10 protein-coding genes and 2 pseudogenes are annotated in these 16,073 nt (G+C 73.3%); 4 read left to right on the top strand and 8 right to left on the bottom strand.

Annotated features, from left to right (window positions below; genetic code table 11):
* Positions 1–13 precede the first annotated feature (13 nt).
* Both ACFFF6_RS16960 and ACFFF6_RS16955 read left to right on the top strand, forming a co-directional pair.
* Positions 14–409, top strand: a complete 396-nt coding sequence (locus ACFFF6_RS16960; protein WP_376982671.1) for a DUF2304 domain-containing protein — start codon at positions 14–16, stop codon at positions 407–409.
* Complete coding sequence (locus ACFFF6_RS16955) at positions 406–1,563, top strand: acyltransferase family protein (RefSeq protein ID WP_376982670.1); 1,158 nt, start codon at positions 406–408, stop codon at positions 1,561–1,563. Before ACFFF6_RS16960 ends, ACFFF6_RS16955 begins: the two co-directional genes overlap by 4 nt.
* A 145-nt stretch (positions 1,564–1,708) precedes the next feature.
* Here the strand turns inward: ACFFF6_RS16955 and ACFFF6_RS16950 are convergent, their stop codons facing one another.
* The 6 genes and pseudogenes from ACFFF6_RS16950 to ACFFF6_RS16925 all read right to left on the bottom strand — a co-directional run.
* A complete protein-coding gene (locus tag ACFFF6_RS16950; protein ID WP_376982669.1) occupies positions 1,709–2,806 on the bottom strand; it encodes an NAD-dependent epimerase/dehydratase family protein in 1,098 nt (365 codons plus the stop codon).
* Positions 2,807–2,835: 29 nt separating this feature from the next.
* On the bottom strand, positions 2,836–3,723 hold the full coding sequence (locus ACFFF6_RS16945) for a glycosyltransferase family 2 protein (protein ID WP_376982668.1): 888 nt from the start codon (positions 3,721–3,723) through the stop codon (positions 2,836–2,838).
* Between the two features lie 136 nt (positions 3,724–3,859).
* A complete protein-coding gene (locus ACFFF6_RS16940; RefSeq protein ID WP_376982667.1) occupies positions 3,860–4,765 on the bottom strand; it encodes an SGNH hydrolase domain-containing protein in 906 nt (301 codons plus the stop codon).
* A gap of 244 nt (positions 4,766–5,009) precedes the next feature.
* A pseudogene (locus ACFFF6_RS16935) lies at positions 5,010–5,858 on the bottom strand (acyltransferase family protein); the annotation flags it as partial.
* Positions 5,859–6,092: 234 nt separating this feature from the next.
* Entirely contained in the window at positions 6,093–7,040 is a 948-nt protein-coding gene (locus ACFFF6_RS16930) for an SGNH hydrolase domain-containing protein (protein ID WP_376982666.1), read from the bottom strand.
* Positions 7,041–7,218: 178 nt separating this feature from the next.
* Positions 7,219–8,553: pseudogene (locus tag ACFFF6_RS16925) on the bottom strand (acyltransferase family protein); the annotation flags it as partial.
* Between the two features lie 405 nt (positions 8,554–8,958).
* On the opposite strand from ACFFF6_RS16925, the gene tgt reads away from it, so the two are divergent.
* Positions 8,959–10,314, top strand: a complete 1,356-nt coding sequence (gene tgt / locus ACFFF6_RS16920) for a tRNA guanosine(34) transglycosylase Tgt (protein WP_376982665.1) — start codon at positions 8,959–8,961, stop codon at positions 10,312–10,314.
* Between the two features lie 79 nt (positions 10,315–10,393).
* Positions 10,394–11,899: an outer membrane protein assembly factor BamB family protein gene (locus ACFFF6_RS16915; RefSeq protein ID WP_376982664.1), complete on the top strand. Its 1,506-nt coding sequence runs from the start codon at positions 10,394–10,396 to the stop codon at positions 11,897–11,899.
* 73 nt (positions 11,900–11,972) lie between these two features.
* Here ACFFF6_RS16915 and ACFFF6_RS16910 read toward each other — a convergent pair whose 3' ends face one another.
* On the bottom strand, positions 11,973–12,968 hold the full coding sequence (locus ACFFF6_RS16910; RefSeq protein ID WP_376982663.1) for a hypothetical protein: 996 nt from the start codon (positions 12,966–12,968) through the stop codon (positions 11,973–11,975).
* 51 nt (positions 12,969–13,019) lie between these two features.
* On the bottom strand, positions 13,020–15,995 hold the full coding sequence (locus ACFFF6_RS16905; RefSeq protein WP_376982662.1) for a glycoside hydrolase family 2 TIM barrel-domain containing protein: 2,976 nt from the start codon (positions 15,993–15,995) through the stop codon (positions 13,020–13,022).
* Positions 15,996–16,073 lie beyond the last annotated feature (78 nt).

The following is a 16,073-nucleotide window of genomic DNA, read 5'->3' as shown; positions in this document are numbered from 1 at the left end:
GAGGACACTCCTGATGCCCAGCTCGCTCTTCTTCGGCGCCGTCGCCCTCGTCAACCTGATCGTCGTCCTCGTGCTCATCCGCTCGCGGCTGCTGCGGGAGAAGTACGCCCTGCTGTGGCTGGTGCTGGGCCTGGCGACGGTGGTGCTCGCCGTGTTCCCCGGGCTGCTCGAGATGCTCGCGGGTCTCGTCGGCATCGCCGTCCCGTCCAATCTGCTCTTCCTGATGGCGATCCTGCTGCTGCTGGGCGTGACCCTGCACCTCTCCCTGGAGGTCTCGCGGCTGGACGAGGAGACCCGGGTGCTCGCCGAGGAGTCCGCGATCCAGCGCCTGCAGGTCGAACGCCTCGAGGCCCGTCTCGAAGCGCTCGAGCAGGAGCGGGACGGGCAGGACCGGGACGAGCGCGCATGAGCTCCGCCTCCGCCGCAGAGCCTCTCCTCCCCGAGCCGGAGGCGCCGGCCCCGTCGCAGGCGACCGGCCCCCCGGACCGTCCCGCCCGACGCCCGGCGGGCATGTGGCTGGGACGCCCCTTCGACGTGCGCCGCAACGGCATGAACCTGCTGCGTCTGGTGCTGGCGACCTCCGTGCTGTTCCATCACAGCTTCCCGCTGCTGGGCCTCGGCGAGAGCCCCGTCTGGGGCGTCGAGGCCGTCGGCGGCTGGGCCGTGATCGGGTTCTTCTGCCTGTCGGGCTACCTGATCACCGCCTCCCGGCGCACCAAGACCTTCGGGGCGTACCTCACCGCACGCATCGCCCGCATCTACCCGGCCTTCCTCGCCTGCCTCGCCGTGACCGCGCTGATCTTCGCGCCGATCGCCTGGCATCGCCTGCACGGGAGCCTGGAGGGGCTGTGGAGCACGCAGACCACGCCGCTGCGCTACCTGTGGAACAACATCACCCTGAAGATCACCAGCTGGGACGTGGCCGGGACACCGGTGGACGTCCCGTACCCGGGGGCGTGGAACGGGTCGCTGTGGAGCCTGTACTACGAGTTCTGGTGCTACCTCGTCATCGCCGTGCTCGGGATCTGGGGGCTCGCCCGCCGCAGCATGTGGCCCGTGGCGACGGCGTGGGCGGGATCGGTCGCGTTCTGGATCGCCGTGCAGCGCACCGAGGGCTGGTTCGACCTCATCGGCTTCGACCTGCAGATGCTCGGCAAGCTGCTGCCGTACTTCCTGGCCGGGGGAATGCTGCAGATGCTCCACCACCGGGTCGGCATGCATCCGCTGCTCGCCGTGCTCGCCGGGGCGGGGTTCTTCGCGGCTGTGACCTGGGACCCCGTGATCGGCGGGCAGCTCGCCTCCCCGCTGCTGGCCTACGTGCTGATCTGGGTCAGCGCCCTGCTGTGGTCCCCCGGCTGGGTGCGCCGCAACGATCTCAGCTACGGCATGTACATCTATGCCTTCCAGGTGCAGCAGATGCTCGCGGTGCTGGGCTTCGCGGGGCTCGGCTACTGGCGGTTCTCCCTGCTCGCGCTCGCGGCGACGATCCCCTTCGCCCTCGCCTCCTGGTACCTGATCGAGCGTCCCGTGCTGCGGGCGGTCCGCCGCCGCGCCGCCACCTGACCGGGGACCGCCGGCATCCCGGATCCGACCGGACCGGACCCGTCCGGCCCCCGCGCATCCCCGAGAGGCGGAGACGGTGCGTCTGCGCGGCGTCGAGGCGGACCGGTTCCTCCGCTCGGCGCATGCGGTCGCGACGTGTCCGGGGTCAGGCGGTCAGGGGCGGGACCTCGTCCTGGTCCTCGATCCAGGCCACGAGCCGGGCGACTCCGGTCTCGAGGTCGTGGCAGGGCTCCCAGCCCAGGACCTCACGCGCCTGGGTGATGTCGGCGAAGGCGTGGCGGACATCGCCCTCGCGGAACGCCCCGGTCACGTGAGGTTCCGGGGCCCCATAGGCGCGGGCGATCGCGCGGGCCGCGGTGGCGATGGTCTGGTGTTGCCCGGAGCCGATGTCGATGGCGTCGGGGGAGACGGCTTCGCCGAGGGTTGCGGCCAGGACGGCGGCGGCCACGTCGTCGATGAGCACGAAGTCGCGGCGGACCTGGCCGTCCTCGTACAGCGGGATCGAACGCCCCTCGCGGGCGTAGCGGCAGAACAGGGTCATGATCCCGGTGTACGGGTTCGCCATCGCCTGCCCGGGCCCGTACACGTTCTGCAGTCGCAGGATCGCCGCCTCGACGCCGAAGCTCGACGCCCATACGCGCAGCAGCTGCTCCTGGGCGAGCTTCGTGACCGCGTACACGCTGACCGGGTTCGGACGCACCGTGCGGGAGTCCATCGGCAGCGGCTCCGCCCCGGGGACGTCCCACTGCGCATCGGCCAGCGAGGCGGTGGTGCGCTGTGCCGGGTGGAGCACGGCGCCCGCGTCCTCGCCGGTGGTGCGCCGCCAGGCGCCCTCGCCGTACACGGCGCGGGAGGAGGCGAGCACGATCCGTCGCGGCCGGTTGCCCCGGGACGCGAGCGCGTCGAGCATCCGGGCGGTGCCCAGCACGTTCGCGCTCGCGTGACGGCTCGACTGGATCAGGGACTGGCCGGTTCCGGTCTCGGCGGCCAGGTGCACGATCAGCTCCGGGCCGCCCGGGCCGGTGGCCTCGAGCACCCGTTCCCACGTCGCCCCGTCGGCGACGTCGCCGACGACCAGCTCGACCTCTGCCGGCAGCGCGGCGGGACGCATGCTCGTGGGGTGGACCTGCGGATGGAGGCTGTCGACGGCGATCACGCGGTCGACGGACGCGAGCAGCCCGGGAGCGATCGCGCAGCCGATGAACCCGGCGCCTCCGGTGACGACGACGGTGGACGGACTCATGGATTCTCCTCGAGGGGCGGGGACGGGGGTCAGCGACCGAGCGCGTGCCGGGCGAGCATGCGCAGCGCCCTCCAGTCCCGGCCCGCGAGCGCCCCGGGGACGAGGGTCGCGGCGTGGGCCCGGGAGGTCCAGCGCGCCCGGGCGGCACGGACCGCGCGCGCCCAGCCGAGCGCGCCGGCCTGCGAGGCGGCCAGCGCGAAGTACTCGCGCTCCCCGGAGAATCGGCTCCCGTCCAGCAGGCGCACGCTCGAGGCGGAGCCCGAATGGCGGCGGTACCGGAAGCAGACCTCGGGGACGACCAGCAGCTGATCGCCGGCGAAGATCATGTCCATGACCAGCGCGAGATCCTGGATGATCGCGAAGCCGTCGCGGAAGTCGACCGCCCGGATCCTCTCGGTGCGGAACGCCAGGGCCGGCCAGTACAGCCAGTCGCCCGCCAGCAGGTTCGCGGCCAGGGTCTCTCCGGACAGCAGCTGGAACCCGCCGCCGCGGGGGCGGACCAGATGCTGCTTGACCGTGTCCACCAGCGGGGAGACCACCGCGCCGTGCTCGTCGATCACCTCGACGCCGGGCTGGATGATCGCCGCACCGGGGAAGCGCTCGTGGGCGGTCCGGATGGTGCGCACGTAGTTCGGCAGCAGCTGGTCGTCGCAGCCGATCATGACCATGATCGGCTCCGTCGCGAGCTCCACGCAGGTGCGGTAGTTCGCGGTGATCCCGCCGTTGACGTCCTTGCGCACATAGCGGATCCGCGGGTCCTCGAGGGAGCGGACCCAGTCGCCGCCCGCCGGGTCGGGATAGGCGTCGTCGACGACGGTCAGCCTCCAGCCCGGATCGTCCTGCGCGAGCACGCTGCGGACCGTGGAGCGCAGGAGCGCAGGATCGCCCCAGTAGGGGATGAACAGATCGAGGGTCACGAGGACGGTGCTTTCGGCAGGGGTCGGCGGAGGGTCGTCCCCAGTGTACGGAGCATCGGTGCGCGGATCCCCCGGCGCCGGGGGAGCGGACGGGCGCGCCGCGGTGCCGGTCACGGATCCGGCCGTCGCAGACCTCTCAGCGCCGCTCCCACTCCCATCCCTGCGAGACGAGCTGGGATTCGACCGCGGGGGCGAGGGTCCCTGCGTAGGCGGCGGAGATGTGGCTGCCGTCCATCCACACGTGCACGTTGCCGATGATCGGCACGCACTCGCGCCCCGGGCACTCCTGCTCGACCGCGTCGATCGAGAAGTACCGGCCCCGCGGATCGTCGCGGGCACCGCTGCCGGCCACGACGTCGGGCTGCGGCTGCTCCGGCAGGTACTGCTCGGCCACGTCGATCCGGCAGCCCTCGCCCTCCGCGTCGAGGCACTCGATCGGGTCCCGGGGCAGGCGCGGCATGTCCCGGTAGCCGATCACGTCGATGCCCGCATCGAGCATCGGCTGCTGCAGCGCGGCGATCCCGGGCATGAGGCGCTCCGCCTGCGGGCCCGCGGCCGGCAGGAAGCTCGAGGCGGACGCGAAGGCGTCCGGCCGCAGCTCCAGCATCCAGTCCCGGAGGCGCTCGTTGTGGGCGGCGCAGTCGGGGTGCACGCCCTCGCCGGTGGAGAAGGCGCAGCCGCCGGAGACGATCAGCATCACGTCCCACTCCTGGGCTTTCGCGGCCTCGAACAGCGCGGGGGCGAACTGCTCGTCCCGCGAGTTCCCGGCCACGACCAGCAGCGGCCCGTCCCCGGCCCCCTCGAAGCGGCAGGTGTCCTCGAGCTCCGTCGGCACGCCGAAGGGCGCGCATCGCTCCTTCAGGGCGAACCAGTCGGAGGTCACCCTGTCCGGCGGCGGCAGCAGCTCCGCATCGGGCGCCCCCTGGTACACGAAGCCCGGCTCGAGCGCCTGCGCCCCCGGGTTGTCCCGGGGCGCCTGCGCGAGCAGCTCCGCCTCCTGCTGGTCCAGGAGCCGCGTCCACCCGATGCTGGGGGCGATCACGAGGGCGAGGCTGAGGAGGATGACGAGGCTGCCCCGCCACCAGCGGGCGCGCAGGAGGCGGCTGGTGCGGACGGGGGCGTCGACACCCGCCGTGAGCAGCCAGGCGAGCAGGATCGAGGCGGCGACGAGGGCGGTGCCGAGCAGGGGGCTGGCGTGGGTGGTGCCGGTGTAGACGAGGGCGAAAGACGAGCAGGGGCCAGTGGACGAGGTAGAGGGCGTAGGAGATGTCGCCGAGCCACTGCAGAGGACGGGAGGCGAGGAGGCGATCGGCCCCCCAGGACGTGCGGGTGGGCCCGGCGATGATCACGAGGGCGGCGGCGAGGAGGGGCCATAGGGCGACGTAGCCGGGGAAGGCGCCCTGGACGTCGAGCACCCAACCGGCGGAGAGGATGAGCACGAGCCCCACCCAGCCGGCGAGGGCCCGCAGGCCGGCCGAGCCGTTCTCCGCGGGATCCTCGCTGCGGCGGTAGCCCGCGGTCCGTTCGATCCACGGCAGGACGAGGGCGATCAGCGATCCCAGGGAGAACTCCCACAGCCGGGTGCGGGTGTCGAAGTACGCGAAGGTCTGATCGGCTGCCGTCAGGTGCACGGACCATGCGAAGGAGGCGGCCGTGACCGCGGAGAACACCACGAGAAGCACGATCCGCGGCCGGATCCGGAGGAGCTTCGAGATCCCGGCCGCGAGGGCGAACAGGAGGGGCCACAGCAGGAACACCTGGCCCTGGATCGACAGGGACCAGAAATGCTGGAACGGGGAGGCCGTCGAATGATCGGTCGCGTAGTAGTCCACGGACCGTGCTGCGAGGAGCCAGTTCTCCCAGTACGTCGCCGAGGCGACGGCTTCGGTGATCAGCTCTCGCCACCGCTGCTCGGGCAGCAGCAGGTACACCCCGGCGAGGCTGGCGAGGATGACGACGGCGGCGGGTGGGAGGAGTCGCTTGAAAGCGTGGATCCAGTAGGAGGGGACAGCCAGGGGTGTGCCTGTCTCGAGCTTGCGGGTGAAGGATCCGGTGAGGAGGAAGGCGCTGATGAGCAGGAAGATGTCGACGCCGCCGGAGACGCGTCCGAACCAGATGTGGTAGCAGACGACCATGAGGATCGCGACGGCGCGCAGGCCCTGCAGCTCCGGACGGAACGATGTGACCTGCGCCGGGGCAGGGGCCTCCTGCCCCGAGGCCGCGGCGGAGCGCAGGTGCTTCGGGTATCCGGTCATCGGCGGCCAGGGAGAAGGGCGGGGTCGTGCACGGCGTTCACAGTACAGATCCGGCCTCGTCGCATCGGGGAGGGAGCCGTTCGGGCGCGGCGGACCCCCGGGGCCGCGCGCCGCTCAGCCCGCCGGCTTCGCGGAGGAGGCGGCCTCCTGAGCGGTGCGGGCGCGGGCGATGCCCGCGTCCAGACGCTCCTCGAGCTGCGGAGCCGCGGTGCGCAGATACGTCGCGGTGACGTGGTTGTCGTCGACGTAGGTGTACACCCCGCCGATGATCGAGGGGCAGCTGCCGTCGGGACAGACGACGTCGTTCATGTCGATCGCCACGTACCCGGGATGAGCGCTCTCCCAGGAGGCCGTCGGATCCGGGGTCGAGGCGGCGACGTGCTCGAAGGAGCAGGAGGCCTGCCCTGTGCGCAGCTCGCACTCCTCATGGGACTCGCGGAAGCGCGGATTGTCGCGGATCCCGAGGACCAGGGCACCCCGGCCGGTCCACCGCGCCACCTGATCCTCCGTCCCACCGCGGACGGTCTCGCGGGTCCCGTCGTGGGAGGTGAAGGTCGACTGGATCACCAGGGCGTCCGGGGCCCAGTCCTCGAGGAAGGCATCGGCCTGGGCCATCCAGGTCTTGCAGGCCTCGCTGTAGTTGTCGGCGACGGAGGTGTAGAAGCAGGCGGGGCGGCGCACGATCGTGAGATCCCAGCCCTCCTCCCGCGCGATCGGCACCAGCGCGGCCGTCCACTGGTCCGTGTGGCTGTTGCCGACGGCGACCACGCGCAGGCTCGGATCCTCGTTCGGGACCAGCCGTGCGCAGTCGAGGTGCCCCAGCCCGCCCAGGTCGATGCCGGGATCCTCGTCGCACCACCCGGTCATCGAGTCCGAGGCCCAGTCCGAGGCCCGGTCCCCGAGCGCGGGGATGACGGGGGCGTCCGGGTCCCCGGTCGCCTCGAAGCCGGGCAGGAGCGAGGCGGCGCCCGGATTGTTGTCGGGAGCGGCGGAGGCCTCCGCCTCGATCTGCGCCTTCTGCCGGTCCAGGGAGCGGGTCCACCCCAGGGACGGGGCGAGCACGAGCACGAGGCTGAGGGCGATGACGAGGGCGCCGCGCCACCAGCGGGAGCGGAGCGCGCGGCTGGTGCGGACGGGCCGGTCCAGGCCGATGGTCAGCAGCCAGGCGAGCAGGATCGAGGCGGCGACGAGGGCGGTGCCGAGCAGGGGGCTGGCGTGGGTGGTTCCGGTGGAGAAAGACGAGCAGGGGCCAGTGGACGAGGTAGAGGGCGTAGGAGATGTCGCCGAGCCACTGCAGAGGACGGGAGGCGAGGAGGCGATCGGCCCCCCAGCGCGTCCGCGTGGGGCCCGCGGTGAAGACGAGCGCGGCGGCGAGGAGGGGCCAGAGGGCCGCGTAGCCGGGGAAGGCGCCCTGCACATCGATGATCCAGCCGGCGGACAGGACGAGCACGAGCCCCACCCAGGTCGCTGCGGCCCTCGTGCGGGCGAAACCGTTCGCGGCCGGGTCCTCGGGCCGACGGTAGTCCAGGCGCTTCTCGATCCGCGGGAGCGCGAGCGCGAGCATCGAGCCGAGGGAGAACTCCCACAGCCGGGTGCGGGTGTCGAAGTACGCGAAGGTCTGATCGGCTGCCGTCAGGTGCACGGACCATGCGAAGGAGATCACGGTCACGAGGCCGAAGACCACCGCCATGACACGCCGGGGGCGGATCCGGGTCAGGCGCGAGAGGACACCTGCGAGGGCGAACAGGAGGGGCCACAGCAGGAACACCTGGCCCTGGATCGACAGGGACCAGAAGTGCTGGAACGGGGAGGCCGTGGAATGGTCCGCGGCGTAGTAGTCGACCGCGTTCGCGGCCAGCAGCCAGTTCTCCCACTGGGTCGCCGAGGCGATCGCCTCGGCGATCAGGCCCTGCCAGCGGGTCTCCGGAAGGAGGAGAGCGGTGCCGGCGAGGCTGGCGAGGATGACGACGGCGGCGGGTGGGAGGAGTCGCTTGAAAGCGTGGATCCAGTAGGAGGGGACAGCGAGCGGTGTGCCGGTCTCGAGCTTGCGGGTGAAGGATCCGGTGAGGAGGAAGGCGCTGATGAGCAGGAAGATGTCGACGCCGCCGGAGACGCGCCCGAACCAGATGTGGTAGCAGACGACCATGAGGATCGCGACGGCGCGCAGGCCCTGCAGCTCCGGACGGAACGGCGTGACCCGCGCCGGGTCGGTGCTCGTCGACGCCCTCGGGGTCGCACCTCGGGACCGCCGTGCCGCGCGGCGGGATCCTCGGGAGGACCCGGCGGGACCCGGGACCGCTGTCGGAGGAGCCGTCCCGGAGGCCGCCCCGGCGGGAAGGGCGCCTCCCGCGAACGCCGGGGCCTCCGTGGCGGGACCGCTCGGGACGAGGGGGCGGAGCGCGGGCTCAGGGTCGCGGCGCGGCCCGTCGGAGCCGTCCTCGACCGGGCCGGTGACCGGGGGCTCCTCGACGATGCCCGCGGACGTCTCCGCATCGAGCCGACGTCGTCGTCCGTGCCGGGAGGTCGTCGCCCCGGCCGGCTCCCGCTGCTCCGGCTCCGGGGTAGGCGTCGCCATCGGCGCCGGGACCTGCGCACCCTCGAGGACGGGGTCCTGGAGCCAGCTCTCGAGTCCCGGTTCGGCGATGGCCGGGGCCGCATGATCCGCTGCCGCCGGTGCGGCACGGCGCCGTCCACGGGCCTGCCGAGGGGGGCCGGCGGGGGAGGGGACGGTGGCCCGCACCGGTGATGCGGGATCGGGCTGCGAGGTCGCCTCCCACGGTGGCACCTCGGCGAGCTCCGCCTCGAGAGGGCGGGGAGCTCCTCGCCGGCGGCCATGAGGCCGCGGGGGAGTCGGGGCATCGGGGTCGATGTCCATCTCCTCCTCCGGTCGGGCGACATCCGAGCACAGAGATTGTAGTGCGCGGGCCGCGGCGGGGCCGTCGCGGCGACCCGTCTCACAGGAGCCGGGCCGCCGAGGACGATGCCTCCACCCGGGCCGACGGGCGGGACATGGGACGATGGGACGGTGACCCGAGCCGCCTCCTCGTCCCCCGCCCCGTCCGCCCTCCCTGCGCCCGACGCCCACTCCGGCCGTGCCGAGACGGGCTTCGCGATCACCGCCCGTCACGGGGACAAGGCCCGGGCGGGGGTCCTGTCCACGCCCCACGGCGAGATCGCGACGCCCGCCTTCATCCCCGTCGGCACGAAGGCGACGGTCAAGGCCGTGCTGCCGGAGTCGATGGCGCAGCTGGGCGCGCAGGCCGTGCTCGCCAACGCCTACCACCTGTACCTCCAGCCCGGCCATGACCTGGTCGATGAGGCCGGCGGGCTCGGCGCCTTCATGAACTGGCCGGGCCCCACCTATACCGACTCCGGCGGCTTCCAGGTGATGAGCCTCGGCGCGGGCTTCAAGAAGGTGCTCTCGAGCGAGTTCTCCGGCGGCCAGAAGGCCCGCACCGCCTCCGGGGAGGACGACGACGTCGCCGCCGGCAAGGAGCGCCTGGCCCACGTCGACGACGACGGCGTCACCTTCCGCTCCTTCATCAACGGCGATGTCCACCGCTTCACGCCCGAGATCTCGATGCAGATCCAGCACGGTCTGGGCGCGGACGTCATGTTCGCCTTCGACGAGCTGACCACGCTCATGAACTCCCGCGGCTACCAGCAGAAGGCCCTCGAGCGCACCCGGCTGTGGGCGATCCGGTGCCTGGCCGAGCATGCCCGCCTCTCGGCCGATCGCACCCATCGGCCCTACCAGATGCTGTGGGGCGTGATCCAGGGCGCGCAGTACGAGGACCTGCGCCGGAAGGCCTCCCGCGACCTGGGCGCGATGGACGTGGAGGGCTGGTCCTTCGACGGCTTCGGGATCGGCGGCGCGCTCGAGAAGGAGAACCTCGGCACCATCGTCGGCTGGGTGACCGATGAGCTGCCCGAGGACCGGCCCCGGCACCTGCTGGGCATCAGCGAGGTCGACGACCTGTTCACGGCGGTCGCCGCCGGGGCGGACACCTTCGACTGCGTCTCGCCCTCGCGGGTCGCCCGCAACAGCGCCGTCTACACCCGCACCGGTCGCGTCAACCTCACCGGCTCCCGCTACCGGCGCCAGTTCGCGCCCATCGACGAGACCTGCGACTGCTACACGTGCACGCACTACACCGCCGCGTACATCCACCATCTCTTCCGCGCCAAGGAGATGCTGTCCTCGACGCTGTGCACCATCCACAACGAGCGCTTCGTGGTGCGCCTGGTCGACGAGATCCGCTCGAGCATCAGCTCCGGGGACTTCGCCGCGCTGCGCGAGGAGCGGACCGGCGCCTACTACGGCTCGCCCCGCTGAGCGACCGGCTCCCCGCCCCGTCGACGACCGTGCCGCGCTGCATCGACGCTCCTGCCGCACCGGCCTCCCGGCCGCCGCGATGAGCCCGGCCGCGCCGCCGGACCGGACGGTCCTGCCCGCCCTCGCGCTGGCGGCCCTCGCCCTCGCAGGCGTCGGCGCTCTGCTCGGGGAGCACCTGCTGCTGGGGCCGCTGCGGTTGCTCGCCGGGCTCCTCGCCGCCCTCGGCCTCGCCCTCCTCGTCCTCGCCCTGCCCCTGCCGCGGAGACGTCCGCTCGCCGCCCTCGTCGCCGCGGCGGCCGCGCTCGCGCTGACGGTGCCGGCCGTGCTCGCGCACCGCAGCGTCGACCTCGCCGATGCGGCCCTCGCCTCCCTGCCGCCGCTGCAGGGCGGTGACCGGGTGATCGTCGGCGCGGACGAGGCGAGCCCCGTGCTCATCGATCGGGCGAGCGGTGAGGACACGCTGCTGGACCCCGCCAGCGGGAGGACCGCCGCCGTCGAGGCGCAGGGAGCAGAGCCCCTGCTCGCCGCCGACGGCTCCCGGCTCCTCCTGCGCCGGCGCGAGGCGACGACGGTCCTGGATTCCTCCGAGGCGCTCGCGCGGACGGGCGGGGACGGCACGACCGTCGCCGCATCCGCGCCCTCCGGGTCGCGCGAGCTGCCCGGGTCCCCGCTCGCCCTCGACGGGGACCTCCTGGTCATGCAGAGCACCGAGCGCCCCGGCTGCGTGATCCGCGGCTACGACCTCGCAGAGCAGGCGGCCGCGCCGGTATGGACGGTGCGCGATCCCGGGGCCGCGGACTGCCCCGTCGGCGCCGCGCCCGAGGACGAGGGCGTGCTGCCGCGCATCGCGGTCCGCACCGACTCCCGGCAGGGGCTCGTGCAGATCGATCCCCGAACCGGCTTCGTGCTCGGCGGGATCCTCTCCCGCCCGGGGACGGACTGCACGGCCCAGCTGAGCACCGGTCCCGCCGATGCAGGCCAGCACGTGGTGCTCGTGTGCGCCGCGCGGGACGGGGCGCTGACCGCGCGGGCCCTCGCCGCCGGGAACGAGCTGTGGCGCACGGAGCCGTCCCCCGCCGGCAGCTGGGAGACCCGCGTCGAGGACGGCCGGGTCCTCGCCCGGGGAACCGAGCAGGGCACCGACGTGTCCGGGGAGCTCGTGGCGAGCGAGGCCTCCTCGTCCTGGACCGCGCCCGGCGGCGACGGAGGGGCCGGACTCCGTCCTGCCCGCGCCCGGATCGGGATGGACGGCGCGCAGATGATCCTCGTGGACACCGCGGGTCAGGTGAGCGCCCTCGACACGGCGACCGGCAGACCCCGCTGGACCGTGCCGCTGTCCTCCCCGCAGGCCCCGGTCACGGGCGCCCTCGCCCACGGCACGGCCGTTCTCCTCGACCCGGCGCCGCGCGCACATGCCCTCGCCCCGCGCGACGCGTCCCGTCTGCGGATCCTCGACCCGGCGGGCCGGCAGAGCGTGGAGCTCACGCTCGAGGCGGCGCCCGCGGAGATCCGTCCGCTCCCCGGCGGCCGCGCCCTGCTCACGGACGACGGGGCGCTGCTCCTGATCGGTCCCGAGTCGGGCTGAGCCGGCTCGCGGCCCTCGGCACTCCGGGAGCGACGCCCGGGGCGGAGGAGGACCGCATCGCCGGGATGCTCCCTCAGCGTCGCGGTCCGGCCGAGCCGGAGCGGCGGACGGCGATCTGCACCGCGATGATCACCCCGACGGCCGCGGCGCCGGCGGGCACCGCGGCCGCGAGCACGGCGACGAACCCGGACGCATCCGCGGCCTGCGGGAACGCCAGAACCATCACGATGCTCATGACATAGCTGACCAGCACCCCCGCCACCCGCATCGCCGCGACGAGGACCACCGCCGTCCGGGCGGCCCGCCGACCCTCCGGACCGACCCGGGGCAGCAGCAGCGCGAGCGACACGATCAGCAGCGCCGTGACGATCGCGAGCGGCCCGCCGCGCAGAACGGTCGCGAGCTGGAACGGCGCGAGGGAGCCGGGCCCCGCGGCAGAGGTCAGCGCACCCCACAGCGCCGGGACGCTGAGCAGCACCTCCCAGAGCCAGGCGAGCAGGACCAGAGCGGCGAGGATCGTCACGGCGAGCGCCGGGGCCCGATGGCCGCCGCGGGGAGCGGCCTCCGCGCGGCCCGGCGCAGATCCCGGCACCCCCCGCCCGGCCAGCACGCTCGTGATGATCAGGCCGATCGAGCCGATCCCCACGAGACCGACGTGCGCGATCATCCCGACGAAGAACGCGGCTCCGACGGAGGAGCTGGCTCCGGTGCCCTCCAGCACCATGAGCAGCACGCCCGAGAGCAGGGGCGGGACGAGCGTGCTCGCGAGGACGATCAGGGCGACGATCACCGCTCCCGCCGCGGAGGCCCTCCCGGGCGCCCTCTCGGCGAGGATGCAGGAGGCGACGACGGCGAAGGCGACGCTGAGCAGCAGCGGAGACGCGGAGACGATCGCCCCCAGCGGACCGATCATGAGGAAGCGCTCCGGATCGGCATCACCGCGGGTGAGCGCCGCCGTGATCAGCGGCGTCACCACGGCCCCGCTGATCGGGATCCACAGGGCGGACAGGAGCATGAGCACGGCGGCGATGATCGTCGCGGCAGGCCAGGGACGGGCGGTGCGGGACATGGGCATCTCCGGCTGGGGAGCGGGACGGGGCTGGGGGACGGGTGGGAGTCCTCAGCGGCGCCGGGCGGTCAGCGAGAACCGGAAGGAGACCGGACGCGCGAGGAGGACGTGCTGCGGCAGCGGGACGGGGCCGCAGGCGGCCGAGCCTACCCCGTGCAGGGCCGCGGAGATCGTCACCCACGTCCTCCCGTCCGGGCGCAGGGCGCCGTCATGCCCCCGCACGTCCAGCTCGCGGCTCGACCACGGACGCACCGCGAGGCCCAGGCCCTCGGGCATGACGAGGTCCAGCGAGCGGCCCTCGCCGTGCACATGCGCGGAGACCACACCCGCCCGGTTCCCGTTCTCCTGCGGCATCACGTAGGGGACCTGCAGGTCCCGCAGCGTCGAGGCCCAGGCGCCGAAGGTCGTGCCGCCGCCGGTGTCCGGGTACGCCTCGTGCGGCCCCTGTCCCAGGTAGCCGATCATGTCCAGGTCCCCGGGAGCGGACAGCGTCCAGCCCACCCGCGGCAGCGGGAGGTCCTCCGGCCAGGTCGCGGAGGGCACCACGTCGACCTCGAGGACCAGGGAGGTCCCGTCGCTGGACAGGCGCTCGCGGACATCGGCCCCGAGCCCGCTCCCGTCCAGGCCCAGACGACGCGTCACCACGAGCGCCGCGTCCTCCGCCTCGATCGAGACCAGGCGCGAGCGGGCGGCATCGAGACCGATCCGCTTCCAGCGGGACTCGAGGGCGACCTCGGTGAAGGCGCGCTCGTTGTCGACCGGGGCCCGCCACAGGTCCACCCCCGCCTCCTCGATGTCCAGGCCCCCCAGCCGCACGAGCCGGCCCAGGTCGTCGAGCACCGCCGGCCCCACCCGCCAGCCGCGGCCCTCCCGGACGGGCGGGACCGTCGCCGGCGGCAGCGGGTACTCGGCGGCCAGGCGCTCCGGCGCCACGTACGAGGCCGCGACCACCACGTGGCCCGCCGGGACGGGGCCCTGTGCCTCCCGCGTGAGCAGGCGCACCGTCACCGCCGGTCCCGCGTGCGCGGGCAGCGGCACCTCGGCGCTGCCGCCCGGGGCGAGGGCCGGCAGCGCGAGCTCGCTCCAGCTGCGCTGGTCGTCGACGGAGACCTCCGCCCGCAGGTGGGCGAGGTCCACGAAGGCGTAGCGGTTCGTCAGCCTCGCCGATCCGGCCGAGACCTCGAGCCCCACCGGCGCGTAGTGATGCTTGGCGTCCAGCAGGGCGGGGGAGGGGGTCCGGTCGGGCAGCACCAGGCCGTCGGCCACGAAGTTCGCATCGTGCAGGCGCTCGCCGAAGTCGCCGCCGTATCCGAAGATCTCGTTCCCCTCGGCGTCGGTCGTCAGGAGCCCGTGGTCGATCCACTCCCAGATGAAGCCGCCGTGCAGGGACGGGTACCGATGGACCAGGTCCATGTACTCCTTCAGGGCGCCGGCGCCGTTGCCCATCGCGTGGGCGTACTCGATCCACAGGAAGGGCCTGGTGAGCGCCGGAGGATCCGCGAGGGCGTCCTCGTCGGGCGTGACGCCCAGATGCTCGAGCATGGAGCGCAGACGGTCGCGGAACGCCTCGGACAGCTCCTTGCGGCCGATCTCCTCGCTCTCCGCATGCGAGGGGTACATGAGGGAGAAGACGTCGACGTCCTGCGCCAGATAGTCCTGCTCGTAGATCACCGGCCGGGTGGGATCGACCTCGCGGACCCGCTGGATCATCGCCCGGGTGACGGGGCCCGTCGCCGCCTCGTTGCCGATCGACCACATGACGATCGAGGGATGGTTCAGGTCGCGGCGCACGAAGCGGTCCGTCCTCTCGACCAGGCCCTCGCGGAAGCGCTCGTCCGCGGCGGGGCGCTGGGCCGCTCCGCCGCCGTCCTCCCCGGTCATGTCGGCGTGGAAGCCGTGCGCCTCGAAGTCGCCCTCGCAGATCACGTACAGGCCCACCTCGTCGCAGACGTCGAGGAAGCGCTGATGAGGCGGGTAGTGGGAGGTGCGCACGGCATTGAGGTTGTGCAGCTTCATCAGGGCCGCGTCGCGGTCCTGGTTCTCGAGGTTCTGGGTGCGGCCGCAGACGGGGTCCGCCTCATGACGGTTCACACCGCGGAACACGATCCGCTCGCCGTTGATCCGGAAGATGTCGCCGTCGATCTCCACGCGACGGAAGCCGGCCCGCAGGCGCACGCTCTCGGCCGGGGTCGAGATCCGCACCCCGTACAGGCGCGGGGACTCCGCGCTCCACGGCGCGACCTCGCCGACCTCGATCACGGCACCCTCCGCGGGCACGTCCTGGCCGATGCCGAGCTCGGGGATCTCCACCTGGACGGGCAGCGGCCCGCCGTCGGCGTCGAACGCCCGCACGGACAGGGTGCCGCGGCCCGTCGCCGGGTCGAGGTCGGCGTCGGTGACGAGGTCGTGGATTCCGCCGACGGGACGCAGCAGCAGGTCGACGCTGCGGAAGATCCCGCTCATCCACCACATGTCCTGATCCTCGACGTAGGTGTTCACCGACCACTGCACCACCCGGACCTCGAGCAGGTGCGGGCCCGCACCCGTCAGCAGGTCCGTGACGTCGAACTCCTGGGTGAGCCGGCTGCCCGCGGTGATCCCCACCTCCGCGCCGTCGATCCACACGCGCGCCGCGGAGTCCACCCCCTGGAAGCGCAGCAGGATCCGGGCGCCATCGGCCCGCGCCGCGGCCCAGTCGCCGGGGACCTCGAGCAGGCGGGAGTAGTGGCCGGTCGGGTTCTCGTCCGGGACGTGCGGAACGTCCCGGGGGATCGGGTAGATGATGTTCGTGTACTGCGGGGCGCCGAAGCCCTGCAGCTGCCACAGCCCCGGTACCTCGATCCGATGCGAGGGGCCCAGGTCGGAGCCGTCGGCCCGCTGCCCGACGCGGATGTCCCACGTCCCGTCGAGGCAGAGGGAGGGGGCATCGGAGTCGAGATGGGCGCGTCCGCGGAGGCGGCCCTCGCCTGCGGGACGGGTCTCCCACCAGCGGTCGTCGGCGTCGGTGATCTGGGCGGCGGTGGTCATCCTCGTCCTCCGGGTCGGGTTCTGGCGGGGTGCGGGTCCCGGGGCAGGCGCCCGGTGCCGGTGCACACCGGCACCACG

Origin of the sequence: Brachybacterium hainanense, assembly GCF_042434575.1 — a bacterium.
Taxonomy (GTDB): Bacteria; Actinomycetota; Actinomycetes; order Actinomycetales; family Dermabacteraceae; genus Brachybacterium; species Brachybacterium hainanense.
Note: the sequence above shows the minus strand (reverse complement) of the source record. Positions and strands in the feature narration are given on the sequence as shown.